The 21685-nt window shown below is 67.7% G+C and carries 28 protein-coding genes and 1 tRNA gene; 6 read left to right on the plus strand and 23 right to left on the minus strand.

Translation table 11 applies throughout. The annotated features are described in order from the left end of the window. The first annotated feature begins 37 nt into the window (after nt 1-37). Nucleotides 38-550, plus strand: a complete 513-nt coding sequence (locus Q9R17_RS03710; RefSeq protein WP_308157106.1) for a GNAT family N-acetyltransferase — start codon at nt 38-40, stop codon at nt 548-550. Nucleotides 551-562: 12 nt separating this feature from the next. On the opposite strand, the gene Q9R17_RS03715 is transcribed toward Q9R17_RS03710, so the two are convergent. Then, entirely contained in the window at nt 563-871 is a 309-nt protein-coding gene (locus Q9R17_RS03715) for a zf-TFIIB domain-containing protein (RefSeq protein ID WP_308157107.1), read from the minus strand. Between the two features lie 150 nt (nt 872-1021). Here Q9R17_RS03715 and Q9R17_RS03720 point away from each other — a divergent pair, with 150 nt between their 5' ends. Both Q9R17_RS03720 and Q9R17_RS03725 read left to right on the plus strand, forming a co-directional pair. Then, nucleotides 1022-1786: a CPBP family intramembrane glutamic endopeptidase gene (locus Q9R17_RS03720; RefSeq protein ID WP_308157108.1), complete on the plus strand. Its 765-nt coding sequence runs from the start codon at nt 1022-1024 to the stop codon at nt 1784-1786. A gap of 93 nt (nt 1787-1879) precedes the next feature. Next, nucleotides 1880-2305 carry a response regulator gene (locus Q9R17_RS03725; protein ID WP_308157109.1) on the plus strand — a complete coding sequence of 142 codons (426 nt, stop codon included), beginning with the start codon at nt 1880-1882 and terminating at the stop codon, nt 2303-2305. Between the two features lie 2 nt (nt 2306-2307). Here the strand turns inward: Q9R17_RS03725 and Q9R17_RS03730 are convergent, their stop codons facing one another. Then, on the minus strand, nt 2308-3237 hold the full coding sequence (locus tag Q9R17_RS03730; RefSeq protein WP_308158267.1) for an alpha/beta hydrolase-fold protein: 930 nt from the start codon (nt 3235-3237) through the stop codon (nt 2308-2310). Between the two features lie 31 nt (nt 3238-3268). Continuing rightward, nucleotides 3269-4129 carry an alpha/beta hydrolase-fold protein gene (locus Q9R17_RS03735; protein ID WP_308157110.1) on the minus strand — a complete coding sequence of 287 codons (861 nt, stop codon included), beginning with the start codon at nt 4127-4129 and terminating at the stop codon, nt 3269-3271. Nucleotides 4130-4297: 168 nt separating this feature from the next. Between Q9R17_RS03735 and Q9R17_RS03740 the strand changes: the two genes are divergently transcribed. Then, nucleotides 4298-5377, plus strand: coding sequence for a hypothetical protein (locus Q9R17_RS03740; RefSeq protein WP_308158268.1), 1080 nt, complete (start codon nt 4298-4300; stop codon nt 5375-5377). A 16-nt stretch (nt 5378-5393) separates the two neighbouring features. Here the strand turns inward: Q9R17_RS03740 and Q9R17_RS03745 are convergent, their stop codons facing one another. The 4 genes from Q9R17_RS03745 to Q9R17_RS03760 all read right to left on the minus strand — a co-directional run bounded on the left by Q9R17_RS03745 (nt 5394) and on the right by Q9R17_RS03760 (nt 7185). Continuing rightward, nucleotides 5394-5939, minus strand: coding sequence for a glycoside hydrolase family protein (locus Q9R17_RS03745; RefSeq protein WP_308157111.1), 546 nt, complete (start codon nt 5937-5939; stop codon nt 5394-5396). Next, nucleotides 5936-6133 (minus strand): hypothetical protein, encoded by a 198-nt coding sequence (locus tag Q9R17_RS03750; RefSeq protein WP_308157112.1) that lies wholly within the window; start codon nt 6131-6133, stop codon nt 5936-5938. The genes Q9R17_RS03745 and Q9R17_RS03750 overlap by 4 nt, the downstream gene beginning before the upstream one ends. A 291-nt stretch (nt 6134-6424) precedes the next feature. Continuing rightward, nucleotides 6425-6853: a hypothetical protein gene (locus tag Q9R17_RS03755; protein ID WP_308157113.1), complete on the minus strand. Its 429-nt coding sequence runs from the start codon at nt 6851-6853 to the stop codon at nt 6425-6427. A 71-nt stretch (nt 6854-6924) separates the two neighbouring features. After that, entirely contained in the window at nt 6925-7185 is a 261-nt protein-coding gene (locus Q9R17_RS03760; protein ID WP_308157114.1) for a YdaS family helix-turn-helix protein, read from the minus strand. 84 nt (nt 7186-7269) lie between these two features. Between Q9R17_RS03760 and Q9R17_RS03765 the strand changes: the two genes are divergently transcribed. Together Q9R17_RS03765 and Q9R17_RS03770 are read left to right on the plus strand one after the other, a co-directional pair. Next, a complete protein-coding gene (locus Q9R17_RS03765; RefSeq protein WP_308157115.1) occupies nt 7270-7776 on the plus strand; it encodes a hypothetical protein in 507 nt (168 codons plus the stop codon). Nucleotides 7777-7870: 94 nt separating this feature from the next. Then, nucleotides 7871-8092, plus strand: a complete 222-nt coding sequence (locus Q9R17_RS03770) for a hypothetical protein (RefSeq protein WP_308157116.1) — start codon at nt 7871-7873, stop codon at nt 8090-8092. 119 nt (nt 8093-8211) lie between these two features. On the opposite strand, the gene Q9R17_RS03775 is transcribed toward Q9R17_RS03770, so the two are convergent. The 16 genes from Q9R17_RS03775 to Q9R17_RS03850 all read right to left on the minus strand — a co-directional run bounded on the left by Q9R17_RS03775 (nt 8212) and on the right by Q9R17_RS03850 (nt 21656). Next, on the minus strand, nt 8212-8592 hold the full coding sequence (locus tag Q9R17_RS03775) for a VOC family protein (RefSeq protein ID WP_308157117.1): 381 nt from the start codon (nt 8590-8592) through the stop codon (nt 8212-8214). A 157-nt stretch (nt 8593-8749) separates the two neighbouring features. Continuing rightward, nucleotides 8750-8825 (minus strand) — tRNA-Lys (locus tag Q9R17_RS03780). Nucleotides 8826-9045: 220 nt separating this feature from the next. Then, nucleotides 9046-9711 carry a 7-cyano-7-deazaguanine synthase QueC gene (gene queC, locus Q9R17_RS03785; RefSeq protein ID WP_308157118.1) on the minus strand — a complete coding sequence of 222 codons (666 nt, stop codon included), beginning with the start codon at nt 9709-9711 and terminating at the stop codon, nt 9046-9048. Nucleotides 9712-9789: 78 nt separating this feature from the next. Continuing rightward, nucleotides 9790-10491 carry a 7-carboxy-7-deazaguanine synthase QueE gene (queE, locus tag Q9R17_RS03790; protein WP_308157119.1) on the minus strand — a complete coding sequence of 234 codons (702 nt, stop codon included), beginning with the start codon at nt 10489-10491 and terminating at the stop codon, nt 9790-9792. A 101-nt stretch (nt 10492-10592) separates the two neighbouring features. Then, a complete protein-coding gene (ybgF, locus tag Q9R17_RS03795) occupies nt 10593-11435 on the minus strand; it encodes a tol-pal system protein YbgF (protein WP_308157120.1) in 843 nt (280 codons plus the stop codon). 3 nt (nt 11436-11438) lie between these two features. Then, nucleotides 11439-11957 carry a peptidoglycan-associated lipoprotein Pal gene (gene pal, locus Q9R17_RS03800; RefSeq protein WP_308157121.1) on the minus strand — a complete coding sequence of 173 codons (519 nt, stop codon included), beginning with the start codon at nt 11955-11957 and terminating at the stop codon, nt 11439-11441. 63 nt (nt 11958-12020) lie between these two features. Next, nucleotides 12021-13340: a Tol-Pal system beta propeller repeat protein TolB gene (gene tolB, locus Q9R17_RS03805; protein ID WP_308157122.1), complete on the minus strand. Its 1320-nt coding sequence runs from the start codon at nt 13338-13340 to the stop codon at nt 12021-12023. Nucleotides 13341-13505: 165 nt separating this feature from the next. Next, entirely contained in the window at nt 13506-14558 is a 1053-nt protein-coding gene (gene tolA / locus Q9R17_RS03810; RefSeq protein WP_308157123.1) for a cell envelope integrity protein TolA, read from the minus strand. After that, the gene (tolR, locus tag Q9R17_RS03815; protein ID WP_308157124.1) at nt 14548-14976 is read right to left on the minus strand and encodes a protein TolR; all 429 of its coding nucleotides are present in this window, start codon (nt 14974-14976) and stop codon (nt 14548-14550) included. Before tolR ends, tolA begins: the two co-directional genes overlap by 11 nt. 24 nt (nt 14977-15000) lie before the next feature. After that, on the minus strand, nt 15001-15780 hold the full coding sequence (gene tolQ / locus Q9R17_RS03820; RefSeq protein WP_308157125.1) for a protein TolQ: 780 nt from the start codon (nt 15778-15780) through the stop codon (nt 15001-15003). 10 nt (nt 15781-15790) lie between these two features. After that, complete coding sequence (gene ybgC, locus Q9R17_RS03825; RefSeq protein WP_308157126.1) at nt 15791-16225, minus strand: tol-pal system-associated acyl-CoA thioesterase; 435 nt, start codon at nt 16223-16225, stop codon at nt 15791-15793. Further along, on the minus strand, nt 16212-17252 hold the full coding sequence (gene ruvB / locus Q9R17_RS03830) for a Holliday junction branch migration DNA helicase RuvB (RefSeq protein ID WP_308157127.1): 1041 nt from the start codon (nt 17250-17252) through the stop codon (nt 16212-16214). The genes ybgC and ruvB overlap by 14 nt, the downstream gene beginning before the upstream one ends. Nucleotides 17253-17718: 466 nt before the next feature. Further along, nucleotides 17719-19638, minus strand: coding sequence for a potassium transporter Kup (locus Q9R17_RS03835; RefSeq protein ID WP_308157128.1), 1920 nt, complete (start codon nt 19636-19638; stop codon nt 17719-17721). A gap of 52 nt (nt 19639-19690) precedes the next feature. Then, on the minus strand, nt 19691-20284 hold the full coding sequence (ruvA, locus tag Q9R17_RS03840; protein ID WP_308157129.1) for a Holliday junction branch migration protein RuvA: 594 nt from the start codon (nt 20282-20284) through the stop codon (nt 19691-19693). A gap of 13 nt (nt 20285-20297) precedes the next feature. After that, entirely contained in the window at nt 20298-20819 is a 522-nt protein-coding gene (ruvC, locus tag Q9R17_RS03845) for a crossover junction endodeoxyribonuclease RuvC (RefSeq protein WP_249843124.1), read from the minus strand. Nucleotides 20820-20924: 105 nt separating this feature from the next. Continuing rightward, on the minus strand, nt 20925-21656 hold the full coding sequence (locus Q9R17_RS03850) for a YebC/PmpR family DNA-binding transcriptional regulator (protein ID WP_308157130.1): 732 nt from the start codon (nt 21654-21656) through the stop codon (nt 20925-20927). Nucleotides 21657-21685 lie beyond the last annotated feature (29 nt).

Consider the following 21685-nt stretch of genomic DNA (forward strand, 5'->3'; position numbering starts at 1 on the left):
CCGCTACACTGCGGCACGTTTCATCGCAGGCCCTGTCATGCCGCTGTCCATCCGTCGCGCCACCCTTGCCGATGCCGAAGCACTGTCGGCCATCGCCATTGCGACCTACACCGAAACCTGGGGCGACTCCTACCCACCCCAGGATCTGCACGATTTCCTGCAGGCGCACTACAGCACGGTGCCACAGCAGCAGGAACTGGCCGATCCGCGCAGTGCGATCTGGCTGCTGCACGAGGGCGATGCCGTGGTCGGCTATCTGGCGGCCGGTGCCAACACCCTGCCCCACGCCGATGCGGCCGAAGGCGATATCGAACTCAAGCGGCTGTACGTCAGCGCACGCCACCAGGGCAGCGGCCATGGCGCGCGCCTGATGGACACGTTCATGGCCTGGCTGGACCATCCCCAGCGTCGCAGGCTGTGGGTCGGCGTGTGGGAGGACAACCTTGGCGCGCAGCGCTTCTATGCGCGCTATGGCTGCCGCAAGGCCGGCGAGTACGATTTCATCGTCGGCGCCAGCCGCGACCGCGAATTCATCCTGTGCCGGCCGTGACCGGGACCTGGCTCAGAAATCGAACAGGTCCGACAGGAAGCTCTCTTTCTTTTTCTTCCGGTAGCCCTGGCCGGCGTGTCCACGCTGTTCCTCGTAGCGCTGGCCCAGGTGGCGGGTATCGCGGTGCTGCACGGCCACGGCCGGGGCTTCTGCCGGCGCGGTGCGCACTGCGCTGGCCGGGGCAGCGGCAGAGCGCTCGATGATCTTGTCCAGTTCGCCCCGGTCCAGCCACACGCCCCGGCACTGCGGGCAGTAGTCGATCTCGATGCCCTGGCGTTCGGCCATCTGCAGGTTCTGGGTCTTGCACACGGGACACAGCATCGGGTCACTCCCCTGAGGATTCGGCTCAGGGTAGCCGTTGCGCGCTGACTGCGCGGCAACCACCATGACCGAAGACCTACAGACTTCCGGCGCGTGCCGGCCGGATCGGCCCCGCGCAGACTGCGCAGGTCTCCCTGCCTGGGTCTGCCGATGCACGCACGCTCCCGCTTTCCCGCCTGGCTGCTGGCCGCCGTCGCGCTCAGCGGCGTTGCCCTGGGCCTGTACGTACGCGACCTGAGCGCCGCCGCCGGGCTGCCGATTCCCGCGCTGCCCATGCCCTATGGCGGCAGCCTGCTCGACAACGCCCTGGCGGTGCTGGTGGCGGTCGTGCTGGTGGCGGCACTGCGCCCGCATCGGCTGGCGACAGCCACCGCGCTGGGCCTGGATCGCCACGGCCTGCGCGGGCCGCTGTGGGTACTGCTGGCCAGCACGGCCGCCTGGGTGGGGCTGGCCGCACTGGGGCGCTTCAACACCACACTGACCCTGCTCGATGCCCTGATGCTGGCGGTGCTGTTCCCCGTGGCCGAGGAACTGCTGTTCCGTGGCCTGGGCTTCGTCTTCCTGGTGCGTGTGCTGCGCTGGCCATGGTGGCTGGCCGCACTGCCGCAGGCGCTGCTGTTCGGTGCGGTGCACGCGCAGGGCGTCGGTGGCCTGGACGGCGGTGCGGTGGCCCTGCAGGTGTTCGCGCTGATCGCGCTCGGCGGCTTCGTGTTCGCCTGGCTGGACCACCTGGACGGCGACACGCTGTGGTGTGGCCTGGTACTGCACGTGTCGATGAACCTGGCCTGGAACGTGTTCAGCGTGCCCGATGCGCAGGCACTGGCCTGGCCGGCCACCTGCCTGCGGCTGGGCGTCGTGGCGCTGGCGGTCCTGCTGCTGTCGGTGGGCCTGCGCAGGCACCGGCGACCGCTGTAACACGCGGTGCGCAGGGCCTGCACGCGGACCTCACCGGCCTGCCGCGCATACTTGCGCGCCTTTCGTGCCGGCTGTCAGCGGAGTTGTTGCGTCATGTTGTTGTCCAAGCGCCACGTCGAACCCCGGGTCCTGCTGATCGAGGACGCCGAAGAAACCCAGGAACTGAGCCGCCTGGCACTGGAAAGCCAGGCCTGCCAGGTGGTGGCGGTCAGCAGCGCCGAAGCCGCGCTGGGCCTGCTCAATGCCGGCGAACGCTTCGACCTGCTGTTCACCGATGTGCACCTGGGTGGCATCAGTGGCATCGAGGCGGCCAACCGCGTGCGCGAGCATCTGCCGCAGCTGCCGATCCTGGTCACCTCGGGCATGGACCAGCACGCGGTGCTGCCGCGCCTGCTGGCCGGCATCCATTTCCTGCCCAAGCCCTATGGCATGAGCGAACTGCTGGATGCGATCCGGCTGTGCTTCCGGCATGCGGCCGAGGCCACCCTCGTACCGCCGCCGGCCGCCAGCGCGGCCTGACCTCAGCCGCTGCTGTACGGGCCGGTACCCGGGAAGGTCCGCAGCAATGCACGGGTGATCACCGTCGGGTACACGGTGAAGTGGTCCTCGCCTTCGATCACGCTGGTCTCCACCGTGATGCCACGGCGCCCGCGCAGCTGCTGGGCGAAATCGCCGTTGTCACGCAGCAGGTCGTTGCGGGTGAAATAGCGCGGGCCCGGCTTGATGGTCTCGTAGCTGCCCACCGACAGCAGCACCGTGGTCGGCCGGGTGGGCTGCACGGCGGTGTTCTGCAGGCGCGCGACCAGATGGCCATCGAACCACAGCGACGGGCTGGACAGGATGTAGGTCTGGAACAGGTCCGGCTGCGTGGTCAGTACATAGGCCCCGAACAACCCGCCATAGGAATGGCCCGCGTAGGCACGCCGTGCCGGATCGGTGCGGTAACGCGCATCGATGCGCGGCAGCACCTGCGTGGCGAGGAAGTCGCGGTAGTGCCCGGCACCGCCGTACTCGACATCGTCGCTGTACTGCGCCGGGTCGTTGCGCGGCGGGTTGCTGGGCGTGTAGTCGCGCGAACGGCTGGCCTTGGAGGTCAGGCCCTGCTGCGGCGGCAGGCCCACCAGGATGAAGTCCTCCAGGTTCACCCCGCGCTGGCCGACCATGTTGCGCACGCTGCGCGCCAGCGGGAAGCTGTACAGCGCATCGGTCACGTACAGCACCGGGTAGCGCTTTTCCGGGTGCAGCGCATAGTCGGCCGGCAAGGCCACCCACACCGGGTAGTCACGCCCGGCCGGGTCATGGATCACCAGCGCCTCGGTATCGGGCAGCACCACGCCCGGCGCGGCCGTGGCCGCCTCTGCGGCCTTGCCCGGGCCGCCACTCTGCAGTGGCGAACTGCAACCGGCCAGCAGCACCGCCGCCAGCACCCATCCACGCCGTACAACCTGCATCACCATCATTGTTCCTGTCTCCTGCAACCGCTCAGTGCGTGCCGGCATCGGCCGGTACAAACAGCGTGCGCAGTGCCTGCAGCGCCGCCGGGTGGTAGATCGTCGCATGGGTTTCCTGCGGCAGCGCCAGATGGTTCACCGCCACGGCAGGGGCATCGGCACGCAGGCCGGCCACGAACTGCCCGGCCGCACGCGCCAGTTCCGGCTGGCCGCTGCTGGCGATGAACACCTGCGGATGCACGCGGGCAATCGCCGGCGCCGCCTCGCCGAGCTCGGCCAGCGCCCTGCCACGGTTCCACCACAGGCTCGGGTCCAGCGCGATGTAGCTCTGGAACAGGCCTGGTTCGTGCAGCAGCGTATCGAGCACGAACAGCCCGGCCAGCGATTCACCGATGATGGCGCGCTCCTCGGTGATGGGATAGCGCTGCTGCACCTGCGGCATCAGTTCGTCACGCAGGAAACGGCGGTAGGCCGCCGCACCGCCCACGCGCGGCGCGATCCTGCGGTCTTCGGGGTCATCGGTCGGGCCGGTCATGTCGCGGCGGCGCTCGGTGTTCTCGATGCCCACCAGCAGGAACGGGCGCATGCTGCCATTGGCCGACAACACCTGCACCAGGCCCGCCACGTGCAGGAAATCCTCCGCGGTGCCACCGTCGGGCATGTACAGCACCGGCAGCGGCGCATCGGCGGCCAGGCCCCACGGCTGCGGGCGGTACACATTGATGCGACGCGTTTCCCCCAGCACCTTCGATGCCACGGTGAAGGTCTGGCCGATCACCAGCGGGGTGGCAGCAGGTGCCGCCACTGCCGTCGTCGTGGTCGCAGCAGGGGCCGCAGGCGCGGCCGTCGCCAGCACGGGAAGCAGCAGCAATGGCAACAACGGCAGACGCATCGGACACAGCCCTGTGTGGAAACCAGCAAGCATAGCGGGATGCAGGATCCGGCAGCAGTGCCAGGTGGCACGGCGATGGTGTGTTGCAGCGCGGAAGCCACAGCGGCATCCACCGGCTATGCTCGCGCCGACGCCCTCATGAATGTGCTGCCCATGCGTACCTCGCCCCTGCGCCCGCTGGCCCTGGCGCTGCTGCTGTCATTGCCCGGCGCACCGCTGGCCGCACGCACGCCGGCACCGCCAGCACCCCGCGTGCAGACCGGTGACCTGCAAGGCGCACCGTGGCGCATCGACATGCCGGCCCACTGGAACGGCGAGCTGGTGATGATCGCGCACGGCTTCGAACCCAGCGGCGTGCCACGCCAGACACCGTGGCCTGCCGACCAGGCGACGCCTGCCCTGCTGGCGGCCGGCTATGCCGTCGCCCAGAGCGGCTATGCCCGGCAGGGCTGGGCGGTCGCCGATGGCATTGCCGATACCGATCGCCTGCGCGCCCATTTCATCGCCACGCACCCGCGGACGCACAAGACCTGGATCATCGGCTACTCGATGGGCGGCGCCATCGCCATCGGCAGCCTGGAACGCCTGCCACGGCACTATGACGGCGGCGTCGCGCTGTGCGGGGCCAACCTGCCCGGCCTGACCATCGCCGGGGAAGTGCTCACCACCACCGTCGCGTTCGATTACTTTTTCCCCGACACCCCCGGCCTGCCACCGGAAGGCCTGGCCTCACCCCACGCCGCGCCGGTGCCGCAGGGCGAGATGTACCAGGCCATCGACCGTGCGTTGCAGGCCAGGCCGGACGTCGCACGCCTGCTGGCCACCCGGCTGCAGGTGCAGGAAGACCAGCTGGCCGGTGCCATCAGCCTGCATGCGCTGGTGCTGCGTGAACTCTCCCAGCGCGTGGGCGGACGCGCGGCAGGCAACCTGGACACGGTCTACACGGGGTTCGGCGATGACGCCGCGTTCAACGCCGGGGTGAAGCGCTATGCCGCCGATCCCGCCGCGACAACCACCGCACGGCAGACGCTGGACCTGACCGGCGCCCTTCGGCGCCCCCTGGTCCTGCAGTTCAACCACGCCGACCCGTCCATTCCCGCGCGCTTCGAACCTGTCTACCCGCAGTTGGCAGCGGCTGCCGGTGCCACACCCGCGCCCCGGCGATTGCCCTCGGCCGGCGAAGGGCATTGCGGGTTCTCCAGCGAACAGGTCGTGGCCGCCCTGCAGGCGGTGGCAACGATGCGCTGAACGCCGCGCACCGGCCTCACTGCGCCTGAAGGCAGCGTGCGTGGCGCTGCTGCTGCCGCTGCCAGACCCCCCAGCACACCGTGTTGGGTTTGCCCTGCACCTGCGTTGAGCAGTCGTAGCCGCCCGCACGCCGCCACAGCAACAGCGCGTCACAGGCCTGCCGGTAGTCGCCCTGCAGCAGGTGCCGGCGCATGGAAGAGTTGCGCCAGTTGCCGATGCCGTACTGGTAGAGGAAATCCACGTAGACGTCGTATTCGTCCTGGCTCAGCGCAACACCCGGCAGCGAAGCCCGGAACTGCTGCTCTTCGCCGGCCAGGTGGGCCTGCACCGTGCGCAGCGCGCGCACCGGCGTGGTGCGGTCGCCGATCGCCACCGGCGTGCCATCCTCGCGGAACGTGGAGCCGAACCCGTAGGTGGGGCGGTCATTGCGCGTCGGTACCACCGCGGTATCGGTATAGCCTTCGTGCTCGACGATGGCGATGAGCCCGGCGGCACTGAGCACCAGCGCCGCTGCCAGGCGCCGGACCGGCAGGCCCCGCACCGCTGGCGCCGCGCCGCTCATGGCCGCACCTTCTGCCGCCATTCGCGGACCCAGCGCCACCCCAGGTAGCTGATCTGCGCAGCCAGATAGATGATGGTCAGCACCACCACCAGCCGGTCCAGGTTGATGCCAGCGGCCACCGCGCCGGCGACCGTGACCGGGGGAGCAGCCTTCGCCGCCGCAGCACCAACGGTGCTGAAGATTTCTTGTTTCATGGGGTATGTGCTCGGTAGAGGCTGCTGGCCACGGGCCGCAGCCGGGGACGATGGCCGGGGTCACCGCCCGCGGCGGCGTGCATCTGCACACAGCGCGGGCGTCGGCCAAAAAAAAGCCCCGCAGGCTGCGGGGCGGACGACAACGACAATGGCGGCAGCGCCATCGCGTGGACAACAAAAAAGCCCCCGGGAGCACCGGGGGCTTCTATGTCATCGTGGTAGTCAATCTACGCAGGGGGTGTGCACCTGTCAACGCGATCCGGCCGCTGTGGCGTCCCCAGGAAGGCGACGTCACGCCGCCTGGGCGATGCCCTCCAGCCACCCCCTCACGCGCTGGAAGCCCAGCTCGACCAGGCTCAGGTAATGGCGGTTGGACACCGGGCGATGCCCGGCGTTGGCCAGCAGCAGGTTGGCCGTTTCAAAGCGTTCGATCTTGCGGCGGCCACGCCCGCAGTAATAGCCGCGCAGCGCGCAGGCCATGGCCGGGGTATCGCGTGCGATCGCCGCCACGATGTCTTCCATCTGCTGGGCCAGCATATCGGTTTCCACCGGCTTGTAGCCCTGTCCGCGGCCGGGCATGTGCCCGCCGTTGTCGATCAGCACGGCCAGCAGGCTGCGCGACTGGAAGCCCAGGTATTCGCAGTCACGGTGCAGGGCGAACGCTTCCCCCCAGTGTTCCAGGCGCGAACGGACATATTCGGCGAAGGTATCAAGCTGCATGGCAAAGGCCTCCTGGGCAGGACGAGGGAGCACCGGCGCGGTAACGCCGGGGGCAACGGAGCGGGACGGGGTCATGGGGAAGACGGCGGCCGGACGGCAGGCGGCGATGGCGCGGGGCCGAACACATCCGGCCGCAGTTCCTCGCGGGCAACCGCGCCGGCGGTTTCCAGTTCAATGCGACGGCACAGGCGCGCACCGGGCAGCTTGTGGCCGCGGGCGATCAGGTAGAGGGTGCGCGGCGCGCAGCCGGTACGGCCGGCAACACGGCGCAGGACGGGACAGCTGGGGGTGCCATAGCCCCCTTGTGAAATGGCGTAGTCGATGAGGTTCATGGCTCCACATTACCGTTACGGTTATATGAAGTCAATACCGTTTTGGTCATTTGCTGGAATGGTAATGCGCGCCACCATCTACCCATGGACGCCAGCACCGCCCGCACCCAGAACATGCGCCTCCGTGTCGCCGCCGCCGGCGGCCCGGCCGAATGGGCACGCCTGTACGGCGGCAGCCGCTGGGCGCAGCCCCAGGTCAGCCAATGGATTTCAGAGACCAACCCCAAGAGCATCGGCCATCGCCTCGCACGCGATCTCGAAGCGGCCATGCACCTTGCCCACGGCACACTGGACCGTTCCGAAAACGGTGACGAGATGTCGTTTCCGTCTCAGCCTGCGGGATTGGATTTCGAGAAGATAAGCGCTGCGGTCAAGGTGCTTTCGCACTACCTGGAACTGGTTGGCGATCCACTGGAATGGATCTACGACCCGGTACTTCTGGAGACCGCCTACCTGGTCGTGGACCAGTTCGGCGAGCCTGCAGCGCCGGACAACGTCCTCGACATGACCAAGCTTCTCGCAAAACGGATCAGGGGGACGAAGGATGACGCAGACACGGCTCGAGGAACTCGCACAGCGGTTGGCCGCTAGGACCCAGGAGCTGCGCTCCGGGCGCAGCACGCGGCCTGCCCTGCGCGGTGTTGCCGAAGCACCTGCCAGGGCACCACACCGCATGGATGCGATCATGCGCGAATGGCATTGCCGCATGATCCGCAATGTACGACGACGCTGGGGCGAACCGATGCAGCACCTGATCGACCAGGCCTGCTGCGGCGTGAGCGATATCGAGCAGCTTCCGGATGAGGGGCTGATCCAGCTGCACAAGGACATGGAGCGTGCGGAAGAGTGCATCCGCGAAGGCATCTCCTTCCACGATGCGGGCCTGCTGCGCGGGCATTTCAGCTGAGGCCGCGCGCCGGACCCGCCCCTGCGGCCATGTCCGGCGGCCAGAATATTACCTTAAAGCGAATATTTTTTATTAAAAAGGTAATGGAATGGGTGCACCCGAGGGTGCGCCCAATCCGATCAGCCCAGCAGATGCACGCCACATAGCTTGTTGCCGTCGGGATCGCGCACATAGGCCAGGTACAACCGGCGCCCCGGCGCAGCGCGCACACCCGGCGGGTCTTCAATGGCCGTGCCCCCCTGGTCCACCGCAGCCTGTTGCCAGGCATCGACCTGCTGTGGCGTGGCGATGGTGAAACCGATGGTGCCACCGTTGGCATGGCAGGCCTGCTGGCCATCGATGGGCAACGTCACCACGAACATGCGGCCCTCCTTGATGTAGACCAAGCGCCCCTTCTCATCAACGGTACCGGCTGGCCCGCCCAGCGTGGCGAACAGTGCGTCATAGAAGCGGCGCGAACGCTCCAGGTCATTGGACCCCACGACAACGTGGCTGAACATGTGCTGCCCTCTCCCTCACTGGTGGACGCTGGAGTATGCGACGGGCAATACGGGGGGACAAATGCAGATGCAGGCGGTGAGCCGTTGCCAGCCGGCGCGCGGGCACAAAAAAAGCGCCTGCAGGGGCGCTTTCGTTGCAGCGTGCTGCGGCATGCAATGGTGGGCCGTGAAGGATTCGAACCTTCGACCAAAAGATTAAAAGTCTTCTGCTCTACCGACTGAGCTAACGGCCCTTGCATGGCCCCGGCCTTTCGGCGGGGTCCGCATTCTACCCCACTTTGCCGGTCAAGGCGAACCTGCACGGCAGCCTGCCGAGGGCTTCAGGCCCTGCTGGCGCGTGCTGCATCCCAGCTTCAGGACCACCCGCGCATGCCTGCGGCCACACGGAACATTGCCGGCTTCCGGGCCACGGCGCGGCGCCCCCCACCGGCGGCACCGCGTCGTGCGGGGGAATCAGGCGTACAGCGTCGGGTCGGCCACACCGGCATCGGCGAAGCCCTGCGCACGCAGGCGGCAGGCATCGCAGTGGCCACAGGCCGCGCCATTGGCATCGGCGTTGTAGCAGGACACCGTGAGGCCGAAATCCACGCCCAGGCGAACGCCTTCGCTGACGATCTGCGCCTTGCTCAGGAACTGCAGCGGCGCATGCACCTGGATGCCCGCGCCTTCCACGCCGGCCTTGGTGGCCAGGTTGGCCAGCGCCTGGAACGCGGCGATGAATTCCGGGCGGCAATCCGGGTAGCCGGAATAGTCCACGGCGTTGACGCCACAGAAGATGTCATTGGCGCCGATCACCTCGGCCCAGCCCAGCGCCAGCGACAGCATGATGGTGTTGCGCGCCGGCACGTAGGTGACCGGGATGCCCTCGCCGCCCGCTTCGGGCACGTCGATGTCATCGGTCAGGGCCGAGCCGCCGATGCTGCGCAGGTCCACGTCCACGGTCTTGTGCGCGACCACGCCCTGGGCCTTGGCCACGCGGGCGGCGGCATCCAGTTCGGAGGTGTGGCGCTGGCCGTAGCGCACGCTGAGCGCATGCACGGCAAAGCCCTGTTCCTGGGCCATGGCGATGACGGCGGCTGAATCCATGCCGCCGGAAAGAAGCACGACTGCCTTCTTCATGGGGAAATCTTCCGGTTGGGGGGAGAAAGCCAGCACGCTGTCCCGCGCCGGAGTTGCATCAGGAAACGGCGAGCAGACTCAACGGCCGGGCTCGTCGTTCCACAGAATCTTGTGCAGCTGCATCTGGAAGCGCACCGGCAGGCGGTCCTCGACGATCCAGTCGGCAAGTTCGCGCGCGGTGATCTCGCCCTTGCTGGGCGAGAAGAACACGGTGCAGCGCTTCACCAGCGCGTGCTCGACCAGCATGGCCTTGGCCCACTCGTAGTCGGCGCGGCTGCAGATGACGAACTTGATCTGGTCGCGCGCGGTCAGCAGCGGCAGGTTCTCCAGCCGGTTGCGCGCCGCTTCGGCCGAGCCGGGGGTCTTGATGTCCACCACGCGCGATACGCGCGGGTCCACGGCGCTGACGTCCAGCGCGCCGGAGGTTTCCAGCGAGACGTCCATGCCGGCGTCACAGAGCTTCTGCAGCAGCACCAGGCAGCGCTTCTGCGCCAGCGGCTCGCCGCCGGTCACGCAGACGTGGCGCACGCCCTGCGCCAGCACTTCGGCCACGATGTCGTCGATGTCCCACCAGGTGCCGCCGTGGAAGGCATAGGCCGTATCGCAGTACTGGCAGCGCAGCGGGCAGCCGGTCAGGCGCACGAACACGGTCGGCCAGCCGGCGGTATCGGCTTCGCCCTGCAGCGACGTGAAGATCTCGGTGATCTTCAGGCGCGGCAGCGGCGACTGCACGATCTCGCTGGGCGTGGCGGCGGCATTGGACGGAGTGACGGCGTTCATGGCGTGGACTTCTGGACGGAGCGGCTGCAACGCGGGGCTGGAGCCTGAAACGAAAACAGCCGAGCGGATGCTCGGCTCTGCTGGAACTGCACCGCGGTGGTTCAGCGGATCTGCTGACCGAGCCGGATCGACTGCAGGCGGTCCTGCGCGGTGCGGGCGGCGTCCGAGCCGGGATACTTCGACACGACCTGCTCCAGCGTCTGCTGGGCCTGGTCGGGCTTGCCCTCGCCGTACTGCGAAAGGCCGACCTTCAACAGGCCACCGGCGGCCTTGTCGTGGGTCGGATAGCGCGAGATCAGTTCGCGGAACTGGGTCTCGGCCATCGGGAAATTGCGGGTGGCGTAGTAGCTTTCGCCCAGCCAGTACAGCGCATTGGGGGCATAGACGCCGTTGGGGTAGAGCTCCAGGAAACTCAGGAACAGCTGCGAGGAGTCGTCGTACTTGCCGGCCTTGAGTGCATCGAAGGCGACGTTGTAGGCCGTGCGCTCATCGCCGGTCGTGGCCAGGCTGCCGGCATCCCCGTGGACGGAAGGCGGCCGCTCGGAAGTGGCCGCTGCGGTGGGCTGCTTGCCGGGCGCCGGGGTGGCCTTCGGCGCCGTGGCCGGGGCGACGGCAGGTGCACCCGTCGGAACAGGCGGCAGTGCCGGGGCATTGCCCCCTTCCAGCCGGTTCAGGCGACTGTCCAGGTCCATGTACAGATCCTTGGCGGACTGCTGGGACTGGGCATTGTCATGCTGCAGCTGCTCGATCGTGCCCTGCATGCGCTCGACCTGCTGGCGCAGCTGGTTGATCTGGTTCAACAGGTCCTGGTTGGCACTGTTGTTGTACATCTGCTGTTCGAGGGCGCCCACGCGGTCGGCAAGGCTCTGCCGCTGCGCCTGCGCCGGTGCGGCAGCCACGAGGGCTGCCGCAACGACCAGCATCAGTGTGATGCCGATGCGCATGGATTACTGCGCGGTGTAGACGATTTCGACGCGACGGTTCTGCGACCAGCAAGCCTCGTTCGACTCGGTGCAGACCGGACGCTCTTCACCGTAGGACACGACGGTCAGCTGCGAAGCCGAACCACCGTTGGCCTGCAGGGCCGAGTTCACGCCATTGCCACGACGCTCGCCCAGGGCCTGGTTGTACGCGCGCGAACCGCGCTCGTCGGTGTGGCCCTGCAGGGTGATGCGCGAGGACGGACGGTCACGCAGGTACTTGGCGTGGCAGGCCATGATGGCCTGGAACTCCGGCTTGACCGAATCCTGGTCGAAGTCGAAGTACACAACGCGCTGGCGCAGGCAGGCATCGGTGTCCAGATCGCCCGGGCCATACAGACCCGAGGTGGTCGGGGCGGTCGGGGTGGTGGTCGAGGTGCCGGTATCGACCGGGGCTACCGGTTCTTCCTTCACCTTCTTCGAGCAGCCGGCCAGGACGGCCACGGACATCAGGGAAACAAGCAGAACACGGGTGGACTTGTTCATGGCAATACCTTTGTGGCTCCTAGGCCGATGAGGGGTTCAAGACAGCGGAATGTTAACACTGTTTTAGCGCTTGGTACGGTAGGGGCCCCACGCGGGCTCGCGTACATCCCCGTCGGCCAGGACCAGGCGCTGACGCACGCGGGCATCGGAGGACACCGCGTACAGCACACCACGGCCACCCTCGCGGGCGGCGTACAGCACCATGCTCGCGTTGGGCGCGAAGCTCGGCGACTCATCGAGCGATCCGGTGGACAGGGTGCTCCAGCGGGGCGAGCCCAGCGAACTGTCCATGACCGCAATCTTGTAGGTGTTGCCGGACCCCTGGGCCACGGCGATCTTCTTGCCGTCGAAGGACACCGAGGGCTTGGCGTTGTAGTTGCCCTGGAAGGTCACGCGCTCGGCGCTGCCACCACCGGCACCGACCTTGTAGACCTGCGGGCGGCCACCACGGTCGGACGTGAAGTACACCGCGCTGCCGTCCGGCGCCCAGGTCGGCTCGGTGTCGATGGCGAAGTGGTTGGTCAGCTGGGTCAACTGCTTGCTGCCCAGGTCCATCACGTAGATTTCCGGGTTGCCCGAGCGCGACAGGGTCAGGGCCAGCTTGCTGCCGTCCGGGGAGAACGACGGGGCGCTGTTGATGCCGCGGAAGCTGGTGACCAGCTCACGGGCGCCGGTGGCGATGTTCTGGATGTAGATGGCCGAATTGCCACGCTCGAAGCTGACGTAGGCCAGCTTGCCGCCATCCGGGCTCCACGACGGCGACAGCAGCGGCTCGGCCGAGCGGACGATGGTCTGCGGATTGAAGCCGTCCGAATCGGCGACCATCAGCGCATAGCGCATGGCATCGCCCTTGCCGCTGGCGGTCACGTAGGCGATGCGGGTCCAGAAGGCGCCACGCACGCCGGTGATCTTTTCATAGATGGCATCGGCCATCTGGTGGGCGACATCGCGCATGGCGTTGCCGCGGGCGGTCATCGCCAGGCCCAGCAGGCGCTCGCCCTTGGGCACATCGAACAGCTCGTACTCCACGCGGTAGGCGCCGGCACCGGCGTCGATCACGCGGCCGACCACGATGTAGTTCTGCTTCAGCGCGCGCCAGGTGGCGAACTGGATGTCGCCACCACGGGCGGGCTTTTCCACGATCTGCGCTTCAGGCAGCGTGCGGAACTGGCCGGAACGGTCCAGATCGGCGCGGACCACCGCGGCCACGTCGGTCTGCGGGGCGCCGGCCGACCCCTGGTAAGGCATCGGGACGACGGTGATCGGCAACGCGGAGGCATTGCCACCGATGATGTCGATATCCAGGCCCCTCTGCTGCGCGACGGCAGCGAAGGGCAGCAACAGGGCCGCGAACACGGCAAGCCAGCGGGGCATCTTCTTCATGGAGCGCTCAGTAGGGGTAAACCAGATACGAGGGATAGCAAAACGGCAGTGAACCGCTTCGCAATCATGAACCAAGGGTACGTGAATTCCGGGTCAGTGCCAGAGGGCAGCATCACGCCACGTTGACAGGGCCGCCCACCGGACCGCCCTGCCAGGGCCCGCCACTCAATGGTCCTGGGCGGTAAAGGTGAAGTTGATCGTGCGGGCGAAGACCGACTCGAAGCCCCGGTACGGCAGCGGCTGGGCATTGAGCACCGCCGCCTCGATCGAGCGCTTGCCGGCCTCGTCATAGGGGCAGTTGCCGCCCACCTTGGCCTGCAGCACCGTGCCACCCGGCACCTGGGTGATGGTGATCTGGCAGCGCTGGCCCAGCGGCACCGTATCCGGCCGTACCCACTGCGACAGCACCTTCTGCTGGATGGCCGCGGCATACTTGGCCGCCAGGTCATCGCTGGTGCCACCGCCGCCGGCCGCCGGCTGGGCCGCACCGGTCGCACCGGCAGGGCTGGCCCCGGCGGCGTTGCGGGCGGCGGCCACCTGGCGCAGCTTCTGCTCGGCCAGCTTGGCTTCCTTCTCGGCCTGTTCGCGCTTGGCCCGGATCTCGGCGATCTTCTTCTGCCGGTCGGCTTCGGCCTTGTCGGCGGCCTGCTTTTCCTGCTCGGCGATCTTCTTTTTCTGGTCCGCTTCCTGCTGCTTGGCCAGGCGCTGCTTCTGTTCGGCCTCTTCCTGGCGCTTGCGCTCGGTCAGGTCGATCTGTTCCTGGCGGCGCTTGGCCTCCTGCTCCTGCTTGGCCTTTTCCTGGGAAATGGCCAGGGCATTGGCGGCGTCCTGGTCCTTGGTATCGGGCTGGGCGATGCGTTCCTGGGCCTGGCTCTGCTGCGGGGTCGGGGCATCCTGCGGCCGCGGCTCGGGAACCGGCTGCGGGGGCGGAATGGTGTCTTCCGGCACCGGCACCGGCTCGGCGACCGGGGTCGGCAGATCCTCCAGCTTTTCCGACTGGCGCAGGGCCTGGCGGGCGGCGGCGGCCTCGGCAGCCGACAGTTCCAGGCTGGCCTCGACCGGATCACCGGCGGCCGCTTCGGTGTGGCGCTGCGGCGACCACAGCCAGGCCACGATGAACACCAGCGCGACCAGCAGGTGCACCAGCACGGCCAGCGCCAGGGGCAGGCCCCAGCCCGGTTCCTGCTTGTGCGGCGGGGGCAGTGCGTCAGCGTGCATCGGTGGCCAGGCCTACCTTGTCCACGTTGGCGCGCTTGATGACGTCCATGGCGGCGATGACCTTTTCATAGGCCACGGCGCGGTCGGCGGCAACGATCACCCGCACGCTCTTGTCCTGGGCGGCGATACCGCTCAGGCGGCCCTGCAGTTCCTGGGCATCCATCGCAGCCGGTTCCTTGGCATCGGGCAGCTTCAGGCTCAGCTGCCCGTCCTGGCGGACCGAGACGATGATCGGGTCCTGCTTGCTTTCCAGCGCCTTGGCGTTGGACTGGGGCAGATCCACGTCGAAACTCAGGGTCAACAACGGCGCGGTGACCATGAAGATGATCAGCAGCACCAGCATCACGTCGATGTAGGGAACGACGTTGATTTCCGATTTCAGCTTGCGGCGCTTGCGGCGGCCGATGGCAGCGGACATGGCTTGGACTCCCGGGTCAGGCGCTTACTCGTCGCCAGCGGTCTGGCGCTGCAGGATCGAGCTGAACTCTTCGGCGAAGGTCTCGAAACGCACCGACATGCGCTCGACGCGGGTGGTGAAGCGGTTGTAGGCCCACACTGCCGGGATGGCCACGAACAGGCCGATGGCGGTGGCGAACAGGGCTTCGGAAATACCCGGCGCGACCGAGGCGATGCCGGCCTGGGCGCCGCTGCTGATCATGTCGTGCATGGTCACCATGATGCCGAACACCGTGCCCACCAGGCCCACGTACGGGGCGGTGGAACCGATGTTGGCCAGCAGTTCCAGGTTGCGCTCCAGCTGGTCCACTTCGCGGGTGTAGGTGGTGCGCATGGCACGCTGCGCGCCTTCCAGCTGCGCACGGCCGTCCAGCCGGCGGCGGTCGCGCAGACGGCTGAACTCACGGAAGCCGGCTTCGAAGATGGCTTCCAGGCCGCCCACGCTGCGGTTGCGGTCGGTGGCCGAGCTGTACAGCTTGCCCAGGTCGGCACCGGACCAGAAGCGGTTCTCGAACTCGTCGGCTTCGCGGGTGGCCTGCTTGAACACGCGGGCCTTGCGGAAAATGATCACCCAGCTGATGAACGAGCCGGCCAGCAGCAGCAGCACGATGATCTTCACCGGCAGGCTGGCCTTGACCATCAGTTCGAGGTAGTTGATGCCGCCGCCGTGGGTGGCCCCGGCAAGGGTCTGGGTCGCGGCGTTGGTGACATCCGCCGGCAGTGCCTCGGTGACCGTGGCCTGCAGGGCCAGGAGCGTTGCGATCATCCGTTGTTCCTCAGTGTTCGGATTCGGGGTGGAGGTGGGGTGTCAGCGCGGCAAGGACGTTGTCGCCCATGCCACGCGGGCGGAAGGTTGCCGCATCCAGTGCGGCGATGCGGACCTGGGCCGTCAGCAGCAGCTGGCCCTGGCACAGCACCTGCTGTTCGAAGGCCATGCTGGCGCGCTTGAGCTGGACCAGGGTCGCGCCGACCTGCAGGACATCATCGAGCCGGGCCGGCTTGAGGAAGTCCATCTGCATGGCACGGACCGCATAGATCAGCCCGAACTCACGCCGCAGGTCGTCCTGGCCCAGACCGAGCGAACGCATCCATTCGGTCCGCGCCCGTTCCAGGAACGCCACGTAGCGGGCGTGGTAGACCACGCCACCGGCGTCGGTATCTTCCCAGTAAATGCGTGTCGGCCAACTGAACCGGGACTCAACCATGTTCATCCTGCCCGGCGAACAGGTCCGTGGGCGCGGCCCTGGGCTTCAGGCCCATGTGCCGGTAGGCCTTGTGGGTGGCCATGCGGCCGCGCGCGGTGCGCACCAGGAAGCCCTGCTGGATCAGGTAGGGCTCGACCACGTCTTCCAGCGTGCCCCGCTCTTCGGACAGGGCCGCGGCCAGTGATTCGATGCCCACCGGACCACCGTCGAAATAATCGACCATGGTCCGCAGCAGGCGCCGGTCGAGCTCGTCGAAGCCCTCCGGGTCGACCTTGAGCATCTGCATGGCGGCCTGTGCCACCGGCTCGTCGATATGCCCGCCCGCCTTGACCTGGGCATAGTCGCGCACGCGGCGCAGCAGGCGGTTGGCGATACGGGGGGTGCCACGGGCACGGCGGGCGATCTCGGCCGCGCCCTCGGCGGTGCAGTCGATGCCGAGGATGGCCGCCGAACGCCGCACGATGCGGGTCAGCTCCTCGACGCTGTAGAACTCCAGGCGCTGGACGATGCCGAAGCGGTCGCGCAGCGGCGCGGTCAGCAGGCCCGCGCGGGTGGTGGCGCCGATCAGGGTGAATGGCGGCAGGTCGATCTTGATCGAGCGGGCGGCAGGGCCCTCGCCGATCATGATGTCGATCTGGAAATCCTCCATCGCCGGGTACAGCACTTCCTCGACCACGGGCGAGAGGCGGTGGATTTCGTCGATGAACAGCACGTCGTGCGGCTGCAGGTTGGTCAGCAGCGCGGCCAGGTCGCCGGCCTTTTCGATGACCGGGCCGGAGGTCACACGCAGGGCCACGCCCAGTTCATTGGCGATGACGTGGCTGAGGGTGGTCTTGCCCAGGCCGGGGGGCCCGAAGATCAGCACATGGTCCAGCGCATCGCCACGCGCCTTGGCCGCCGCGATGTAGATGTCCATCTGCTCGCGCACCGGGGCCTGGCCGAGGTAGTCGGCAAGGCGCTTGGGGCGGATGCTGGCGTCGGCGGCGTCATCCTCGCGGGTGGCGCCGGCGCCGATGATGCGGTCGTCGGTCATGTGCTGATTATGCGGCAAAAGCGCGGGTTTCGGCCGGGCTGCGCCCGGCACCCGCAGAAGCCGGAGCAACGTCAAAGGCCGGCTTGTTGGGATCTGGCAGGGTGGGTCCGGTTGCGGGGGGCGCCGTGAACCCATCCCTGGGGGCTTGGTCGCGGCATTCATGCCGCTCACACCCCCTCAACCGGACCCACCCCCGCCTTCGACAGATCGCCGCGCTCTGTCTGGATGGCGTGGCCTGCTCTTGGTGGGTGTCGACCTTGGTCGACACGGTAGATCCACGCCATGCGTGGATGGAACGGCGCAGCCGAGCGATGCCCAGCTGCTGGCGCGGAACACGTCGGGAAGCCAAGCCCCCTTGTTGTTCAAGGGGGCGCGCCGATAGGCGGGGGGATAAGGTGGAATGCGCTCGGGGCCCGCGGTTTGCAGCGCAAACCGTGGGACGAAGCCCAGGTGGAGAGCTGACGCGTCAGATCTCCACCTGGGCGCCCAGTTCGACCAGGCGATTGCCCGGAATCCGGAAGAACCCGGTCGCGGGGGCGGCATTGCGGTGCATCAGCGCGAACAGCTTGTCGCGCCAGATCGGCATGCCACGGTTGGCGGTGGCCACGATGGTTTCGCGGCTGGCGAAGAACGTGGTGTCCATCGGGTCGAAGTAGATGCCGCCGTGGTCACACGAGCGCATCAGCGCCAGCGGCACGTCCGGGGTCTCCATGAAGCCGAAGCGCACGTAGACGCGGTAGAACTCGTCACCGATCGATTCGATCTTCAACCGCTGCCCTTCCATCGCATAGGGAATGGGCAGGGTTTCCACGTGCAGGAACACGTTGCGCTCGTGCAGCACCTTGTTGTGCTTGAGGTTGTGCATCAGTGCATGCGGGGCCACGGTGGGATCGGCGGTGAGGAACACGGCCGTACCCGGTACGCGCACCGGCGGTGCCAGCATCAGGCCCGGCAGGAAGGTGTCCAGGCGGATGCCATCCTTGCGGATCTCATCGCGCAGCAATGCGCGGCCACGGCGCCAGGTACGCATCAGGGTGAACAGCATGATGCCCAGCACCACCGGGAACCAGGCGCCCTGCAGCAGCTTGGCGCCGTTGGCGACCACGAAGCCTACATCGATGATGAAGAACACCACGCACAGCGGCAGGATCCACCAGCGCGAGCGCGGCCACAGCGCACGTGCCACCAGCGCCAGCAGCAGGGTGTCGATCAGCATCGTCGCCGACACCGAGATGCCGTAGGCCACGGCCAGGTTGGACGAGCTGCGGAAGGCCAGCACCAGGCCGATCACCATCACCGCGATGCCCCAGTTGATGCCCGGGATGTAGATCTGGCCGATGGTGTCGTGCGAGGTGTGGGTGATGCGCATGCGCGGGATGTAGCCCAGCTGCATGGCCTGGCGCGAGACCGAGAACGCGCCGGTGATGACCGACTGCGAGGCGATCACCGCCGCCATCGTGGCCAGCACGATCATCGGGTACAGCGCCCACGACGGCACCGCTTCGAAGAACGGGTTCTTCAGCGCTTCGGGGTGGTTGAGCACCAGCGCGCCCTGCCCCAGGTAGTTCAGCACCAGGCACGGCAGCACGAAGAAATACCAGGCGTGGCGGATCGGCTTGGCACCGAAGTGGCCCATGTCCGCGTACAGCGCCTCGCCACCGGTCACGGCCAGCACCACCGCGCCGAGGATGAAGATGCCGTGCCAGCTGTGCTCCATGAAGAAGCGGATCGCCCACCACGGGTTGAACGCCTTGAGCACTTCCGGCGAATCGATGATGTTGTAGATGCCGATGGCGGCCAGGGAAATGAACCAGATCGAGGTGATCGGGCCGAACGCCTTGCCGATCTTCTCGGTGCCGAAGCGCTGCACGGCGAACACCGCCAGCAGCACGGCCACGGTGATCGGCACGATGAACGCATGCAGGGCCGGGGCGGCCACTTCCAGGCCTTCCACCGCGCCCAGCACGGAAATGGCCGGGGTGATCACCCCGTCGCCGAAGAACAGCGAGGCCCCGAAGATGCCCAGGATGCCGACCACGTACGCCGAGCGCGACCCGCGGCGCATCGTGCGCTGGGTCAGCGCCATCAGCGCCATGATGCCGCCCTCGCCATCATTGTCGGCGCGCATGATGATGGTCACGTACTTCAGGGTGACCACGATGTTCAGCGCCCAGAACGCCAGCGACAGCACGCCCAGCACGGTGTCATGGTCGCTGTTGAGGCCGTAGTGCGGCGAGAACGCTTCCTTCAGGGTGTACAGCGGGCTGGTGCCGATGTCACCGAAGACCACGCCGATGGCACCGACCATCAGGGCCAGGCCGCTTGCGCCCTTTCCGTGTCCGTGGCCGCCATGGGCGGCATCGTGCGGGGTGGAACTGCTGGACATGGGACTCCTGGCGGGGCTCAGGCGGTGGAAGGGGAAAGGGAACGGCGCGCGCTCAGCGCAGCGCCGACTGCAGGGCCTTGCGGATGACGGTCGCTACTTCGTCGCCCTCGCTGAAGGCATCGCGCGCCATGCGCGCGGCCTCGGCCGGCTTGTAGCCCAGCTGCTGCAGGGCCACGGTGGCGTCGGCCAGCGGGTCGGCCGGGGCCGGGCCACTGCCGGTGGGCAGCGCGCCGCCGGCACCGAACTGCGCGGCGCGGTCACGCAGCTCCAGCACCATGCGCTCGGCGGTCTTCTTGCCGATGCCCGGAATGCGGGTCAGCGCGGTGATGTCGCCGGCCTGCACCATGCGCGCGAATTCCTCCACGCTGACGCCGGACAGCACGGCCAGCGCGATCTTCGCGCCGATGCCGCTGACCTTCTGCACATCGCGGAACAGCCGGCGCTCACCCTCGCGCAGGAAGCCGTACAGCGACACGCTGTCTTCCTTCTGCGAATAGTGGGTATACAGGGTGACCTCGCGGCCCAGCTCGGGCAGGTCGTAGAAGGTGCTCATCGGCGCCTCCAGCTCGTACCCGACCCCGTTCACATCCACCACCAGCCACGGCGGCGCCTTGTAGGCGACGATCCCGCGCAGTCGACCGATCATTGCGCACAGCTCCTCATTTGCGGCCCCACGCCTGGCGGGCACTGAGCCCCAGGCGGTTGGCCGTCGCCCGTACGTGGGCGTGGGTGATGGCCACGGCCAACGCGTCGGCCGCGTCGGCCTGCAGCTTGGTTTTCAGGTTGAGCATGAGCCCGACCATGTGTTGGACCTGTTGTTTTTCCGCACCGCCGCGCCCGACCACGGCCAGCTTGATTTCACTGGCCGCGTACTCGTGCACCGGCAGGTCGCGCAGCACCACCGCCGAAATGGCCGCGCCACGGGCCTGGCCCAGCTTCAGCGCCGAATCGGGGTTGCGGGCCATGAACACCTTCTCGATGGCCACTTCCTGCGGCTGGTATTCCCGGCACAGGTCGGCCAGGCCCAGCACCAGCAGCTTCATGCGCTGCGGGAAGTCATCGGCCCCCAGCAGCACCAGCGGCTGGTGGTGCACATGGCTGACCCGGCCGGCCGCATCCACATCGATGATGCCGACCCCGGTCCGCTGCGAACCGGGGTCGATGCCCAGGATGCGGGTCATGCCGCACCCCGGCGGGAACGGAACGGAAAGCGCTGGCAGGCGTATGGGCTCATGTCTGTCCGCGGTGACCGTTCAGCGGCCCGCGCCCAGGCCGTCAGTGACGGCTCAGGCGTAGGCGTCGGCGCCGAGTTCGGCGTTGGAGTACACGTCCTGCACGTCGTCCAGGTCTTCGAGCATGTCCAGCAGCTTCCTGACCTGCAGGGCCACATCGCCCTCGACCTTGATGTCGTTGTCCGCGCGGAAGGTGATTTCCGCATGGTCGGCCACGTGGCCGGCGGCGGCCATCGCATCCTTCACCGCGTTGAACGCGTCAGGCGCGGTAACCACATCGATCGAGCCGTCATCGGGGTAGACCACGATGTCATCGGCACCGGCCTCGATGGCCGCCTCGGTGATGGCCTCTTCATTGGCCCCCGGGGCGAAGCTGAGCACGCCCAGGCGCTTGAACATGAACGCCACCGAGCCTTCGGTGCCCATGTTGCCGCCGCACTTGCTGAACGCATGGCGGACATCGGCCACGGTACGCACGCGGTTGTCGGTCAGGCAGTCCACGATGACGGCCACGCCACCGGGGGCATAGCCCTCGTAGCGCACTTCCTCGTAATCCACGCCTTCCAGTTCACCGGTGGCCTTCTTGATGGCACGTTCGATCACGTCCTTGGACATGTTCACGGCCAGGCCCTTGTCCATGGCCACGCGCAGGCGCGGGTTGTTGTTGGGGTCGCCTCCACCGCCGCGCGCGGCCACGCCGATCTCACGGATGATCTTGGTGAAAATCTTGCCACGCTTCGCGTCGGACGCGTTCTTGCGGGCTTCGATGGAGGGGCCTCTACCCATGGGGACTTCCGTACTTGCGTTGAGGATCA

Origin of the sequence: Stenotrophomonas sp. 24(2023), from assembly GCF_030913365.1 — a bacterium.
GTDB lineage: Bacteria > Pseudomonadota > Gammaproteobacteria > Xanthomonadales > Xanthomonadaceae > Stenotrophomonas.